General features: G+C 65.3%; 10 protein-coding genes. 3 read left to right on the forward strand and 7 right to left on the reverse strand.

The genetic code is table 11. The features are described from left to right. Positions 1-5: 5 nt before the first annotated feature. The 6 genes from NCS02_RS20805 to NCS02_RS20830 are packed head-to-tail and all read right to left on the reverse strand — an operon-like array spanning position 6 to position 8,049. Positions 6-1,568, reverse strand: a complete 1,563-nt coding sequence (locus NCS02_RS20805) for an AMP-binding protein (RefSeq protein WP_008348097.1) — start codon at positions 1,566-1,568, stop codon at positions 6-8. Next, positions 1,561-2,088, reverse strand: a complete 528-nt coding sequence (locus NCS02_RS20810) for a (2Fe-2S)-binding protein (protein WP_250503330.1) — start codon at positions 2,086-2,088, stop codon at positions 1,561-1,563. The genes NCS02_RS20805 and NCS02_RS20810 overlap by 8 nt, the downstream gene beginning before the upstream one ends. A gap of 5 nt (positions 2,089-2,093) precedes the next feature. Then, the gene (locus tag NCS02_RS20815; RefSeq protein ID WP_250503227.1) at positions 2,094-2,915 is read right to left on the reverse strand and encodes an FAD binding domain-containing protein; all 822 of its coding nucleotides are present in this window, start codon (positions 2,913-2,915) and stop codon (positions 2,094-2,096) included. Beyond that, entirely contained in the window at positions 2,912-5,944 is a 3,033-nt protein-coding gene (locus tag NCS02_RS20820; RefSeq protein ID WP_250523274.1) for a xanthine dehydrogenase family protein molybdopterin-binding subunit, read from the reverse strand. The genes NCS02_RS20815 and NCS02_RS20820 overlap by 4 nt, the downstream gene beginning before the upstream one ends. A gap of 4 nt (positions 5,945-5,948) precedes the next feature. After that, the gene (locus tag NCS02_RS20825) at positions 5,949-6,563 is read right to left on the reverse strand and encodes a UbiX family flavin prenyltransferase (RefSeq protein ID WP_250519954.1); all 615 of its coding nucleotides are present in this window, start codon (positions 6,561-6,563) and stop codon (positions 5,949-5,951) included. Then, positions 6,556-8,049, reverse strand: a complete 1,494-nt coding sequence (locus NCS02_RS20830) for a UbiD family decarboxylase (protein WP_034471030.1) — start codon at positions 8,047-8,049, stop codon at positions 6,556-6,558. The genes NCS02_RS20825 and NCS02_RS20830 overlap by 8 nt, the downstream gene beginning before the upstream one ends. Positions 8,050-8,325: 276 nt before the next feature. On the opposite strand from NCS02_RS20830, the gene NCS02_RS20835 reads away from it, so the two are divergent. From NCS02_RS20835 to NCS02_RS20845, 3 genes are all read left to right on the forward strand, one after another. After that, positions 8,326-9,267 (forward strand): LysR family transcriptional regulator, encoded by a 942-nt coding sequence (locus NCS02_RS20835; RefSeq protein ID WP_008348104.1) that lies wholly within the window; start codon positions 8,326-8,328, stop codon positions 9,265-9,267. Continuing rightward, on the forward strand, positions 9,264-10,703 hold the full coding sequence (locus NCS02_RS20840) for an aldehyde dehydrogenase family protein (RefSeq protein ID WP_250519956.1): 1,440 nt from the start codon (positions 9,264-9,266) through the stop codon (positions 10,701-10,703). The genes NCS02_RS20835 and NCS02_RS20840 overlap by 4 nt, the downstream gene beginning before the upstream one ends. A 375-nt stretch (positions 10,704-11,078) precedes the next feature. Beyond that, entirely contained in the window at positions 11,079-12,983 is a 1,905-nt protein-coding gene (locus NCS02_RS20845) for a hybrid sensor histidine kinase/response regulator (protein WP_008348106.1), read from the forward strand. A gap of 119 nt (positions 12,984-13,102) precedes the next feature. On the opposite strand, the gene NCS02_RS20850 is transcribed toward NCS02_RS20845, so the two are convergent. After that, positions 13,103-14,272 carry a zinc-dependent alcohol dehydrogenase gene (locus NCS02_RS20850; RefSeq protein ID WP_250519957.1) on the reverse strand — a complete coding sequence of 390 codons (1,170 nt, stop codon included), beginning with the start codon at positions 14,270-14,272 and terminating at the stop codon, positions 13,103-13,105. Positions 14,273-15,073: the final 801 nt, after the last annotated feature.

The raw sequence follows: 15,073 nt of genomic DNA on the forward strand, positions 1-15,073 counted from the left end.
TTCGGTTACTCCTTGGTGGTCTCTGTAGAGGTTGCGTGGGTCTCGCTCGCGTATTCGCCGGCCTGCAGCTTGCGGCGCAGGATCTTGCCGACCGGAGACTTCGGTATGTCGTCGACGAACACGTATTCGCGCGGCCGCTTGAAGTTGACGAGATCGGACTGACGGCACCAGCCGTCGAGCGCTTCTGCATCGACGAACTCGCGGCGCTTGATGAACGCGACGACGCGCTGGCCCCATCGCTCGTCCTTGACGCCCGCGACCGCGACTTCGTCGACGGCCGGATGCAGCGACAGCACCGATTCGATATCCACCGGCGAGATGTTTTCTCCGCCGCTGATGATCATGTCGTCGACGCGGCCGGTGACGTACAGGTCGCCGTCGGCATCGAAGTAGCCGGTGTCGCCGGTGAAGTACCAGCCTTCGCGCAGCGACTTCGCATTCGCGTCCGGGCGATTCCAGTAGCCTTCGAAAGCCTCGTCGCCGAGCAGGTCCGCGATGATCTGGCCTTCCTCGCCGGCAGCGGCGATCTGATCGGGCGATACGGCATCCAGCTTCACGACGCGCAGCCGCGTGTTGATGCCCGCGCGCCCCGCGCTGCCGGGCTTCTTCGTCGCGTCCTGATCGATGCTGAACGTATAGACCTCGGACGAGCCATAGTGATTGACGAAGAGTTCCGGCTCGAAGGCGGCGGACAGGCGCTTGAGCAGGCCGTCGTTCATCGGCGCGCCCGCGAAACCGAGCTTCCTGACCGACGACGTGTCCGTGGCCGCGAACGTCTTGTCGGCGAGCAGGTCGTGATAGAGCGTCGGCACGAGGTAGAGGCACGTGAGCCCGTGCGCGGCGATGGATTCGAGCGCGAGCTTCGCGTTCCAGCGGCGCACGCAGACGAACAGGCCGTCGACGAGCGCCATCGCGAGCAGCGAGCGCACGCCCATCGTGTGATAGAGCGGCATCACGCCGAGCGTTCTCTCGCCCCGCCGATACAGGTTCTGCGCGACATGCGCGAGCGCGCCCGCGCGTTCGTGACGATGACGCCGCGGCACGCCCTTGGCCTTGCCGGTGGTGCCGGACGTGTAGAGGATCAGCGAGATGTCGTCGGCGGTGGCGCGCGTCGTCGCGTCGTGGCGCGCTTCGCTGCGGTCGGCAACGAGCGCATCGAAGCCCAGGTTGCGGCCGGGCGCATCGTCGAGGCCGATGCGCGGCACGTTCTGCGCAGCCGGACTCTGGATGACGGCATCGGCGCAAACGGGCTCGTAGACGATCGCCTTCACGCCGGCATCGGTCACGCAATAGTCGAGTTCGTCCGGCTTCGCGCGCCAGTTGAGCGGCACGATCACGATGCCGGCGAATTGTCCCGCCCAATGCAGCGTCGCCATTTCCCAGCGGTTCTGCAGCACGACGAGCAGCCGGTCGCCGCGTTCGAGACCGAGCGCGCGCAGGCCATCGGCGACATTCAGGATCACGCGATGCCACTGTGCATAGGTCAGTTGCAGTTCGCCATCGACGAGCGCGAGCGCGTTCGGACTGCGCTCGACGCTTTGCAGAAAGGTGCGGCCGAGATCAAGCATGTTCGACCTCGCTCGTGTCCGTTTGCGTCCGCCGGCGCGCCGCCACGTCGAGCACCGCCGCCACGATCGGCGTGTAGCCCGTACAGCGGCAGATATGCCCCGACAGCATTTCGCGCACTTGCTCCTCGGTCGGATTCGGCACGCGTTGCAGATAATCCGCGCACGACATGAGGATGCCCGCCGTGCAGAAGCCGCACTGCAAGGCGTGATGCCGCTGGAACGCCTGCTGCAGGTCGCCGAGCGTCTGCTCGGGCGCGAGACCTTCGACGGTATCGATACGCCGTCCGTCCGCCTGCACCGCGAGCATCAGGCACGCGCGCGCCGCAACGCCATCGACGTGCACGGTGCATGCGCCGCAGACGCCGTGTTCGCAGCCGACGTGCGTGCCGGTCGCGCCCAGTTCGTGCCGGATGAAATCCGACAGCAGTTCGCGCGGCTCGCAATGGCCGCTGCGCTCGCGGCCGTTGAGCGTCAGCGCGATGCGCTGCCGTTCGTCCCGCCGCATGATGTTTGCCGACATGTCGCTCACTTCGCCTCCTCGATCACACGCCATCCGAGTTGCCGGACCAGATTCCGGCGATATTTCGCGCTGATATGCGCGTCGTCCTGCGCGTTCAGTTTCCAGCTCAAATCGTTCAGTGCGCCGCGCAGGTCGTCGCCTGCGAGACGCGGCCAGCTTTCGACCACGGGCCTGTCGGCGACGCCGCCCACCGCGATGCGAATCGCATCGTCCGATACGACCGCCGCGCACGCGACGATCGCGAAATCGCCGTGACGCGCGGAGAATTCGCTGAACGCGTAGCGCTCGCTAGCTTTTCGCAGCGGAAAGCGCACCGCTTCGACGAGTTCGTCCGGCTCGCGCGCGGTCATCAACATGCCCTGAAAGAAATCCTGCGCGGCGAGCGTGCGCCGCTTCTTCTTCGAGCGCAGCATCACGTCGCCGCCGAGCGCCGAGAGCACGAGCGGCAGTTCCGCGCTCGGGTCCGCATGTGCGATCGATCCGCACACCGTTCCGCGATTGCGGATCTGAAAATGCGAGATATGCGGAAAGGCCATCGCGAGCAGCGGCACTTCTTCTGCGAGCGTCGCGCGCCATTCGACGCTGCCTTGCGTCGCGGCCGCACTCACGACGAGCCGCCCCGCTTTCTCGTCGATGCGCACGGCACTGAGTTCGGCGGTGCGGGATATATCGACGAGCATCTTCGGCTGCGCGAGCCGCATGTTGAGCACGGCCATCAGCGACTGTCCGCCCGCCAGCACGCGCGCGTCCTCGCCGTATTGCGCAAGGGCGTCGAGCGCGTCCTGCGTGGTCGGCGCGCGCAGATAATCGAACGCTACGGGCTTCATGCGCGCCTCCTGAAACGTGCGAGGAATCTCGCGAGCCACGATCCGCGCGTCTGCACCGGCTTGCCCGCCGCCTGCCGCCCGAGCGATTCGAACAATTGATTCAGCACGACCTTCGTCGCGCCTTCGAGCATGCGGCCGCCGACCGCGGCGACCTTGCCCGACACCTGCGCTTCGTAGTCGTACGTGAGCCGCGTGCCGCTGCCTTGCGGCTTCAGTTCGACGAGACCGCTGCCGCGCGCGCTGCCGAGCGGCGACGTGCCCGCGCCCGCCAGCCGCAGACGATGCGGCGCGTCGATCTCCGACAAGCCGATGCGCGCCTCGAAACGTGCCTTGATGAGGCCGACGCCCACGGTCACGTCCGCGCGATACTGGTTCGGCGCGGCTTCTTCGAGCGCATGACAGCCCGGAATCACGTTAGCGAGCGCCTTCGGATCGAGCAGCACGGCGAACACGGCTTCCGGCGTCGCGGGCAGATCGACGCTTCCCTGCGCCGTCAGTGCGCGTCCGCCGCCCGGCGTCGCGGGCTTCGCCGCCGGCGCTTCGCGATATTCGGGGCGCGACGGCTCCGGATCGTCGATGCCGATCATCGCCATGACCCTGGACGGCGTGAGCGGCAAGCGAATGTCTTCGACGCCGAGCGCATCGGCCACCGCGTTCGCGATGCACGGCGGCGTGCTCATGTTGTTGCCTTCGCCGAGCCCTTTCGCGCCGAGCGGCGTGAACGGCGACGGCGTCTCCAGATGCACGATCACCGGATCGGGCACTTCGCAGGTCGTCGGCATCAGATAGTCGGCGAGCGTGCCGGACTGGAAGCTGCCGTCCGCGCCGTAGCGGAACTCCTCCATCAGCGCCGCGCCGACGCCCTGCGCGAAGGCGCCGCGAATCTGGCCATCGGCGAGCGCGGGATTGAGGATCGTGCCGGCATCGTGCACGGTGACATAACGGTCGATCCGCACGCGCCCGGTCGCCCGGTCCACTTCGACGCCGCACATGTCGAACGCGAAGCCATACGCCGCCGACGTGTTGATGCGGTCGGCCTCGTCGGGCGCGTCCATGTGCGGCGGCGACCAGAACACCGTCTCGCGCAGGCCCGGCTCCTCGCCTTCGGGCAGGAGCGCGGGCGCCCAGTGCGGCGCATTGCTCGCGGCGCGCGCGAACGGCAGCGCGCGATCCTCGGCGTGCACAGGAAAGATGCGCGCGCCTTCGAAGCGGATCTCGTCGGGCGAGCAGCCGAACTGCTTCGCGAGCACGCGCGACAGCTTCTCGCGCACGCGCGTGGCGGCCAGATGCACCGTGCCCGCCACCGCGCCCGCGAAGCGGCTCGAATAGTTGCCCGCCGCGACGGACCACGCGTCCTTGTGCGTATCGAATTCGACGTTGACGACGATGTCCTTCGGGTCCAGCCCGAGCACATCGGCGACGACTTGCGCGCACACCGTCATGTGCCCCTGCCCCGCGGGCGTCGATGCGATCGTCACGACGACGCCGCCCAGCAGATCGACGCTGACTGTGGCGCTCGCGATCGCGCCGTTCTTCGGCCCGGCCTTGCGGCGCGCGTCGGCGGGCATGACGGTCGTGATGTAGCCCATGTTCGATACCGACGGCTCCACGATCGCCGCGAAGCCGATGCCGAAGAGCCGCCCTTCCCTGCGCGCGGCATCGCGGCGTGCGACGAGTTCGGCGTAGCCGCCTTCGTCGATCGAGCGGCGCAGCGCTTCCTGATAGTTGCCTGAATCGAGCAGCGCGCCGGCCGCCGCGCGATACGGAAACGCATCGGCGGGAACGAAGTTGCGGCGATACACGTCGAGCACGTCGAGCTTCAGTTCGATGGCAATGCGCTGAATCAGCCGCTCCAGCGCGAAGTACACCTGCGGTCCGCCGAAGCCGCGCACGAGGCCGGTCGGCGTCTTGTTCGTGAGCACGACCCGATTGCGCACGAGCAGATTCGGGCTCGCATACGCGCCCGTCAGACAGCCGTGCATCCGGTAGAACGTCGCGGGCTCCGGCGCGCGCACGTAACCGCCGACGTCTTCGAGCTGGTCGTAGGACAGCGCGACGATGCGGCCATCGCTTTGCACCGCCGCCTCGATGGTCGAGAGGCGCGCCGTCGCGGAGGTCGCCGCGCTCAGGTGCTCCAGCCGGTCCTCGACCCATTTCACCGGCGCGCCCGCCTTGCGCGACGCGAGGCACATCAGCACGACATACGGAAACACGGCCTGCTTCACGCCGAAGCTGCCGCCAGAGTCGCGCGGAGCCTTGTGACGCAGACGGTTCGCTGGCACGTTCAGCGCCATCGCCATGACGGCGTGCAGCGAGAACGGTCCCATGAAGTTCGACGTGACGTCGTAGCCTTCGTCGCCGGACAGATATTCGGCGATCACGACGCCGCACTCGATCGGCGCGCAGGTGTTGCGCGGATACTGCGCGACGAGCTTCACGCGATGCGGCGCGTTCTCGAACGCCGCTTCCGGCTCGCCGTAGCGGAAATGCCGGTCGCTGACGACGTTGCTGCCGACGCGCTCGTGCAGCAACGGCGCGTCGTCCCGCACCGACTGCTCGATCGACGTGACCGGATCGAGCGTCGCGTATTCGACCTTGATGAGATCGAGCGCGTCTTCCGCGAGGGCACGCGAATCCGCGATGGCGACCGCGACCGGCTCGCCCACATAGCGCACGCGGTCCATGGCGAGCGCCCACTGTTCCATCGGCGATTTCACGCCGACGACGAACGGACGCGACCACGCACGCAGATCGTCGCGCGTGAGCACCGCATGCACGCCGTGCAGCTTCAACGAGGCGTCCGTGTCGATAGAAACGATGTCGGCATGAGCGTGCGGCGAGCGCAGGACCGCGGCGTGCAGCGTGCCTGGTTTCACGGCGATGTCATCGCCGTAACGGCCGCGGCCCGTGAGAATCGCCGGATCTTCGAGGCGCTGCATGGCGCGGCCGACGTGGCGCTGCGGCGTGGCAACGGCGTCGTCGGCGACGCGTGCATTGATATCTGCGAAGGCGGTATCGCGCTGATTCATCGCATCATTCCTCATCTTGCGCGCGGCGGCCGAATGCATCGGCGAGGCCGCTCCAGCGTCGCGCGATCTCCTGATGCTCGATGCCGAAGAGATCGAGAATGCGCCCGACCGTGTGATCGACCACATCGTCGATGCTCTTCGGATGCGCGTAGAACGCGGGCACCGGCGGCATCACGATCGCGCCCATTTCGGTGGCGAGCGTCATGTTGCGCAGATGCGCGAGATTGAGCGGCGTTTCGCGCGCGACGAGCACGAGGCGGCGGCGTTCCTTGAGCATCACGTCGGCGGCGCGCGTGAGCAGGTTGTCGGCGAAGCCGTTGGCGACGGCCGCGAGCGTCTTCATCGAACACGGTGCAATCACCATGCCGTCGCTGACATGCGATCCGCTTGCGACCGACGCGCCGATATCGCGCACGTTGTGGACGAGGTCGGCGAGCTGGTCGATGTCGCCGCGCGTCAGCCCGAGTTCCTGCGCCGCCGTCACCGCGCCCGATGCCGACACGATCAGATGCGTCTCGTGCGTGCCGAGCCGCCGCAACGCAGCGAGCAGGCGCACGCCGATCACCGCGCCGCTCGCGCCGGAAATGCCGACGACGATGCGCTTCTTCTGCTCAGCCATGATTGCGCGCCAGGTAGGCGTCCAGTGCGCTGTTGTCGGCGGCGACGAGCGCGTCCAGATCGACTGCGTCCTGTCCGGGAATGCGCACGCGCGTAAAGACGTGCTCGGCATAGACGACGGGGCGCGTCGCATCGAGGCCCATCTTCGTGCTCATGCCTTGCAGATGCGCGGGCGCATCGGCGGGCTGGCCGACAGTCGTCGACGGATCGAGCGGCGAACCCTGCGCGCCCGCGATCACGACGAGATCGCGGTCCGCCTGAAAACGCGTCGCGATGGCCCATTCGATTTCGGCGGGATCGTGCACGTTCACATCGGGATCGACGACGACCACTTGCTTGATGTCGTAATGCGCGCCGAACGCGCAGAGGATCACGTTCTTGGCTTCGCCCTCGCGCTTCTTGTCGAACTGCACCCACAGGTGATAACGGCACACGCCGCCCACCGAAAGATGCACGTCCTTCACGTTGGGATGGCTGCGTTGAAGGTGCGCGAGCAACGTCGCTTCGCGCGGAATCGCACCGAGCAGCAGATGCTCCATCTCGGCGGGCACGATCGTATGAAAGACCGGATCGAGCCGATGCGTCACCGCCGTCACTTCGATGACTTCGCGCGCTTCCTTTGCACTGTAGTACTTCGGGAATTCGCCGAACGGGCCTTCCGGCTCGCGCACGTCCGGCAGAATGCGCCCTTCGATGACGATCTCCGCGAACGCCGGCACATGCACGCCGTTCGTCACGCACGCGACGACGGGCAGCGGCGCGCCATGCAGCGCACCCGCGATCTCCAGCTCGTCGTGATCGATCGGCGTGATCGCTTGCGAAGCGAGCATCGTGAGCGGATCGACGCCGATGGCTACGGCGACATCCAGCGCATCGCCGGCTTCTTCCGCCGCGCGCTGAAAGGCATAGAGGTGGCGCGGCAGCAGCAGGATCGCCATGCGGTCGCGGCCATGCACCTGAATGCGGTTGATCGAAACGTTCTGCACGCCGGTCCGCGGATTGCGTGCAATCACGAGACCCGCGGTGATGTACGGGCCGTTGTCGTGTTCGCTATGCGTCGGAATCGGCAACAGCGCGTGCAGGTCGATGCCGTTCGTATGCACGACTTGCTGGCACGGCGCGTTTTCACGTTCGACGCGTTTCGATGGAAGCGGCGCAGCAGCAGCAGCCGAGAAGCGGGCGAGCAGTTCGGTTTCGTCGACGCCCATCGCTTCCGCGATCCATGCACGCTTCGCCATGAAGCCGCTGACGACAGGCACCGCGTGACCGCCCGGCTGCGTGAAGAACGCCGCCTGCGTGCCGTCGAGGCGCTTGGCGATGGCAGCGAGTTCATGTTCGAGCGCAACGGGCTTGTCGATCGTCGCGACGCGGCCGGTCCGCGCAAGATGCGCGAGCCAGTCGCGCAGCGAAAGGGAGCCGGTATCGGTGCGATCCGGGGCCCACGAGAATGCGGGATTGCCGTTCGTTGCGGCATCGCGTGTGTTCATCAGCGTCTCCATCTGGGCGCGCCTGCCAAAGCCAGCGCATTGGATGAAGCGTAGCGAGATCACCCCATAACGGCTAATACTGTTTATTGATGCGCCGAATCATTCGTGCTTATATCGGTGCTAGCCCGGATGACACGGTTGTTGCGCTCACGTATCAATGGAGCACGCGCGAATGGGCGCTTGAGCAGCAAGCCTGAACAAACGCCCGGCGCGGTCCATCGAAGCAGTCTGATAACGGTGCGGTCGCCTATTAGCATCGCTGATACCCCACGGAACATGGACCTCAAGCAAATCCAGTACTTCATCGCGCTGTTCGAGGACGGCTCGGTCACGCGCGCGGCCAAGCGTCTCAACATCGTGCAGCCCGCGCTCAGCATGCAGATCGCGAAGCTCGAGGACGAATTGCATCAGCAGCTTTTCGAGCGCGGCGCGCACGGCATGGCGCCGACCGCCGCGGGACGGCTGATGTACCGCCTGTTCTTGCCGATCATGCGGGACCTGGCCCACGCGCGGCAGCAACTCGTGCAGCGCGACGAAGTGGTCACGGGACATGTCGGCATAGGGTTGATCGCATCGGTGACGGAGAGCGTGCTCGCGGATTCGCTGTCGCGCTTTCACGCGCGTTACCCGGATGTCGAAGTCACCGTCGCCGATGGCTACAGCGCCACCTTCATCGACTGGGTCGCGGGCGGCCAGCTCGATGCCGCCATCATCAACAAGCCGCGCGCGCGTCTTTCGCTCGACTCGCGCCCGCTGCTCGACGAAGAGATGGTGCTCGCCACCAGTGCGACGCATGGACCGGATCTGCCGCACGCGATCGAACTCGCGCAACTGCCGGAACTGGAACTCGTGCTGCCGACCAAGCGCCACGGTCTGCGCGGCGTGCTCGACAGCGCCGCGCAGCACGAAGACATCCTGCTTGCGCCGCGCTTCGAGATCGACGTGCTGTCGACCATTCTCAAGCTCGTCGAAAATACGCGCTTCGCGACGATCCTGCCGCGCATCGTCGTCGAGCGGGCCGCGCGGCACGGCACGTTGCGCGCATGTCCGATTCTTGCGCCGCGCATCGTGCGACACATTCTCTGCGTGAGCCATCCGCGCCGCCCGTTGAGCGCGGCGGCCGAAGCGCTCATCGCGATCATCGGCGACGAGTTGCATCGGGCGTCGAACTTTTCGGGTGACGAACCCTCCCCCTTAATCAAGGAAAGCTCCGCATGAACGCACGACACTGGATCGCCGGCGAATGGACCGGCACGCCGACGCTCGACAGCATCGACCCCGCGACGGGGGAAGCCATCGGCCAATATGCCGACGGCGGCGCGCACGAAGCCGACGCAGCCATCGCCGCCGCGCGACATGTGTTCGATCGCACGACGTGGGCGCAGGACGCGCGTTTGCGTCAGGACGTGCTGCTGGCGTGGGCCGCGGCGCTGGACCACGAGCGCGAGTCGCTCGCGACGCTGCTCACGCGCGAGAACGGCAAGACGATCGCGCAGTCGCGTGGCGAGATCGCGGGCGCCATCTCGGAGGTGCGCTATTACGCGGGCCTCGCGCGCCATATCGCCGGGCATGTGCTGGAGCCTGAGCCCGGCACGATATCGACGATGCTGCGCGAAGCGGCCGGCGTCGTCGCGATCATCGTGCCGTGGAACGCGCCCGCCGTGTTGCTCGTGCGCTCGCTCGCGCCCGCGCTGGCGGCCGGTTGCACGGCGATCGTCAAGCCCGCCGCCCAGACTTCGCTCGTGACGGCCGCGATGATGCGCTGCTTCGAGCTCACCGCGTTGCCCAAGGGCGCCGTGAATCTCGTCAACGAGCGCGGATATGCGGCGAGCGAGTGGCTCGCGGATTCACACGGCGTCGATGTCCTCAGCTTTACGGGATCGACCGCGACGGGCAAGAAGATCATGGTCGCGGCGGCGGACAGCATCAAGAAGCTGTCGCTCGAACTCGGCGGCAAGTCGTGCTGCGTCGTGTTCGGCGATGCGGATATCGACGCCATCGCGCCGCGTCTCGCGCGGGCCGCGACGATCATCTCGGGTCAGCAATGCACCGCGGCGCGCCGCGTGCTGGTTCATGCGTCGCGGGCGGCGGACATGCGCGAGAAGCTCGCGTCGGCGCTCGCGTCGCTGAAGGTGGGGCCGGGCATCGATCCGGCGACGGATATCGGCGCGCTCATCGACGCCGCCACGCGCGATTCCGTCGAGCACACGATCGAACGTGCGTGCGCGACTGCCGATCGCGTGCTGCTGCGCGGTGCTCCATCGGGACATGCGTTTCTGTCGCCGACGCTCGTCGAGCATGCCGACCCCAAGGCGTTCTTCTGTCAGGACGAGATATTCGGTCCGTTCGTCACGCTGGAGGTGTTCGAGAACGAGCAGGAAGCGATTCTGAAAGCCAACGATACGGTTTTCGGCCTCTCCGCGAGCGTGTGGACGAACGATGGTCCGCGCGCGTTTCGCATGGCGCGGGCGCTGCGCAACGGGACGGTGTGGATCAACGATCACAACAAGCTATTCGCCGAGGCGGAAACCGGCGGCTATCGTCAAAGCGGGCTGGGACGGCTTCATGGCTATGATGCCCTTGCGGATTTCACCGAGCTCAAGCATATCTGCATGCCAGCCGGCGTCGCGGACGGGATCGCGCCGCTGCGGTGATGGCGGGTGGCGGGCCGGCTTCGTCGTGCCGAGCCAAGGCACCAAAAAGAAAGGCAAGAGTCATCCTGTGTAATACCGATATAAGAAAGTTTTATCCGAGCCATCACGCGATGCTATTAGAACCGGTGGACCTTTCTGCCTAGAATTCAGGTCTCTCAGGTTCGTCGGAATCTCGCTTCTTTGACGGACTTTCAAGCGCCGCCCCCGGAATGGAGTCGGCGCTTTTTTGTTGGCGACTCGGACGCGACTCGCTGACCGAGCGAGGGGCACCGAGTTCCGCCGGCAGCGGATTCCAACGCTCCGCAAGTCGCGAGAAGATAGGAACAAAGACTGCACAGTGGACAGGATAACAACCAGCCCAATCGAGTCACGACCATGATCGTACGCATCGCCCAATATCCACCGAAACAGCGTCTGGTCTTCGGTATTGCAGCTACCGCCGTTATCGTGACAGCTCAGCAGGCGCTGACGATGGTTGCCCACGGACGGCTGACATTCCTCTTCTTCAGCGCGACGCTTCCGTTGATCACGGTGCTGTTCGGCGCGTGGTCGGGATCGCTGCTTCTCGTGAGCGGCATGGCCTTCGGCGCGCTCTGGATGCCGCCCGTCGGCAGTCTGGCCGTTCTGCAACACGACGACCGCATCGTGCTGGTGGCATACGCGTTGGTCGGGGCATTTCTGGTGGCGGCCGGGCAGCAACTCGCCAAGGTGGCGCGGCGTGCAGGAAGCGCCGAAGCCGCTACGCAGGAGGCCACGGATCGCCTTCTGCAGGTCGAGCGCCAGGCGCGACACCGGTTCGACGTGGCCCTGGACAGCGCAGGCGTCCCGTTCGTCATCCTGACCCCGGTCGTTCGCGAGGGCCGCATCGCCGAGTTTCGATGGGACTATCTGAACAAGGCGGCCGCCCAGCTTTTCAATCAGAACGCCGCAGTCGTGATCGGCAGTTCCACGGCATATGTGCGTCCGGCCGGGTGGGAGGCGAACATGCTGCTCGAGCGGCTCACACCGCTCGCCCAGCGCCCGGGAAGAGAGGCCTTCGACATACGCGTATCGGGTGAAAACGGCGAGCAGTGGTTTCACGTCGTCGCGGCGTCTCTGGACGGTTCGGTCGTGGCGTGGTTCGGAGACGTGACGCCACGCGTGCGGGCCGAACAGGCCCTTTCGGAGGCTGATCGCCGCAAGGACGAGTTTCTCGCGACGCTCGCACATGAATTGCGTAATCCGTTGGCGCCGATCCGACACGTCGCGGAGATACTCGAACAGCCGAACTTGACGGAAGAGCGCAGGATCTGGTGCATCAGCGTGCTGCGCCGGCAGTCGGCCGCGATGGCGCTTCTGCTCGACGACTTGCTGGACGTGTCGCGCATCACGCGCGGCGCGCTCAAGCTGCGCAAAGAGGCCGTGGCGATGCGCGAAGTCGTCGACGAAGCGGTCGAAATCGCGAGACCGATCCTCGCAGGCAAGGGGCACGAGCTCGTCATCAAGCCGCCCGTCAGACCATTGCATATCGAGGCGGACCGGCTCCGGCTCGCGCAAGTGCTGGCCAACCTGCTGATGAACGCGGCGAAGTACACGCCACCGGGCGGGCGCATCGAACTCGCGGCGACGGCTGACGACGCCGAGATCGTCCTGTCCGTCACGGACAACGGTATCGGCATCGAGCCGGACAAACTGTCGGCGATCTTCGCGATGTTTTCGCAGGTCAATCGAGATCAGCATCGGCAGGGCGGTCTTGGCATCGGACTCGCGCTGTCCAAATCGCTCATCGAGCTGCATGGAGGCCGACTCACCGCGTCGAGTGGCGGAAAGGATCGGGGGAGCTGCTTTGCCATTCATCTGCCCGCGACGTCGCGCGTGTTGCCTATGCCGGCGCCAACACGCGCTGCGCTTGCCGTTCACGCGTCGGCCCCGAAGCGCCGGATCCTGGTCGTCGACGACAACGTCGATGCAGCGGACGCAATGACGGCGTTTCTGGAGATGCAGGGACACGATGTACGAACAGTCTATTCCGGCGAAGAGGCGATCGAACTCCTCGGCGAATACAACCCGAACGTGATCTTGCTCGACCTCGGCTTGCCGGGCATGAGCGGGCTCGACGTCGCGCGCCGCATACGGGCAACGCCCTCGACGCACGACGTGACGCTCATTGCCGTCACCGGCTGGGGTCAGCAACAGGACCGGGCGCGCACAACAGACGCCGGATTCGATTTTCACTTCACGAAGCCGGTCGATATCGCGCAACTGACTCAAGCCGTCGACAGTGCGGTCGCCGCGCCATAGAAGAAGGCGGCTCGCGGCAGTGACATTCGCGGTGCTTCCGTCCATGATCGTGCGACCGTTTCAACGGTCACGGCGGAACCTCCGCACCAGCGGATTCAGGCAAGCCGCCGTCTTCCCGACTAAGGCTTCAGCACGACCTTGATGCAGCCATCTTCCTTGTCGCGGAATGTCTTGTACATCTCGGGTCCTTGATCGAGCGGCACCGTGTGCGTGATGACGAACGACGGATCAATCTGCCCTTCCTGAATGCGTCGCAACAGGTCGTCCGTCCAGCGGTTCACATGTGTTTGACCCATGCGCCATGTCAGCCCCTTGTTCATGGAAGCGCCGAACGGAATCTTGTCGATGAGACCGCCGTACACGCCTGGAACCGACAGCGTGCCCGCCGGACGGCAGACGTAGATCATCTCCCGCAATACGTGCGGCCGGTCCGTTTCCAACATCACGGCCTGCTTCGCCCGGTCGTACAGGGAATCGAATGAGCGCGTCGCATGCGACTCCATGCCGACCGCGTCGATGCACTTCTCGGGGCCCTTGCCTTGTGTGAGATCGGCCAAGCGCTCGAGGACGCTCTCTTCTTCGAAGTTGATGACCGTGGCCCCGCCCGCACGCGCCATGGCGAGACGCTCGGGCACCCGGTCGATTGCAATCACCTGCTTCGCGCCGAGCAGAACGGCGCTGCGAATCGTCATCTGGCCGACGGGCCCTGCCCCCCAGATCGCAACGGTGTCTGTCGGCTCGATGTCGCACTGAGCCGCCGCCTGCCAGCCGGTCGGAAAGATGTCGCCGAGGAAGAGCACCTGCTCGTCGGTGAGGCCGTCGGGAATCTTCACGTGCGTTCTGTCCGCATACGGTACGCGCACGTATTCGGCCTGACCGCCCGGATAGCCGCCTGTGAGATGCGTATAGCCGAACAAGCCCGCAGTCGTGTGGCCGAACACCTTGTTCGCGACGTCCTGGTTCCGATTGCTCCGCTCACAGACGGAAAAGTTGCCGCGCTTGCACTGTTCGCATTCGCCGCAGATGATCGTGAAGGGAACGACGACCCGATCGCCGATCTTCAGCGTGCTATTCGCGTTGCCGACTTCCACCACCTCGCCCATGAATTCGTGGCCCATGATGTCGCTGGATTCCATGCCGGGCATGAACCCATCGAACAGATGCAAGTCCGAGCCGCAGATGGCACATGTCGTTACCTTAATGATCGCATCGCGGGGATGTTCTATGACCGGGTCCGGAACCGACTCGCACCGGATGTCCTTCTTGCCTTCCCAGATGAGCGCTCTCATCGCTAGCCTCCATTGTGAGTGAGCGGTTGTATCGCGCGGCATCCTCTTCGCTTCACAGCAACGCGGCAACCGCCACGCAAACAGCATTCGACGTTCCGTTCAACGCATGCTGTCTTGCCCGCATCGCTGGTTGTCCATCGGGCCATCGACGCCGGCCGGGAATCGGGAGTCGCTGGTCCTGCATCGGTGTCCATGTCAATGAGTGTCCTTATGCGCTGCCGTGTCCGATCTGCGGGCGCGCCGAGCTTTTTTGTCATGGACAACTGTTTCGATAATCGACCGGCGATGCGGGTTAAGCCCGCGAGTCAACTGACCGAATAGCGACCCTTCCGGCTCTCGAACCAGGCCGCTCTTGCAAGATCTGCAGCCCGGTGCAAGTTCTCCGCGACTACGCGATTACACGTCACCCCCACGCATCGATTAGATAGCCGTATCAATCGCACTGGATCTCGATGCTCATCCGCGAGTCGCCTCTGTCGACCCGAATCGGGCACGCCGATAGCTGCCCTTACATCGCGCACCGTCACCAAGAATCCGGAAGCGCATGGCACTCACTATTTAGGATGGCGATAGATTGTCCGGCTTCAACCAGCAATAGCAGACGCTGTCTGCAAAGTGCCGGTCTGCATGAGAGAGGGACGTACCGCAGGTGGGTCTGCGGGTTTGTCGACGCCGACAGCCGCCGAAGGTTTCGCGGCTCAGGCTCTTCGCAGTTGAACTCTCGGGAGAAACATATGAAAGCCGTTGTGTATCGCGGTCCTCGTGAAGTTACGGTCGAGAATGTTCCGGATCCCAAGATCG

The sequence above is a fragment of the Caballeronia sp. NCF2 genome (assembly GCF_023631205.1).
GTDB lineage: Bacteria > Pseudomonadota > Gammaproteobacteria > Burkholderiales > Burkholderiaceae > Caballeronia > Caballeronia zhejiangensis.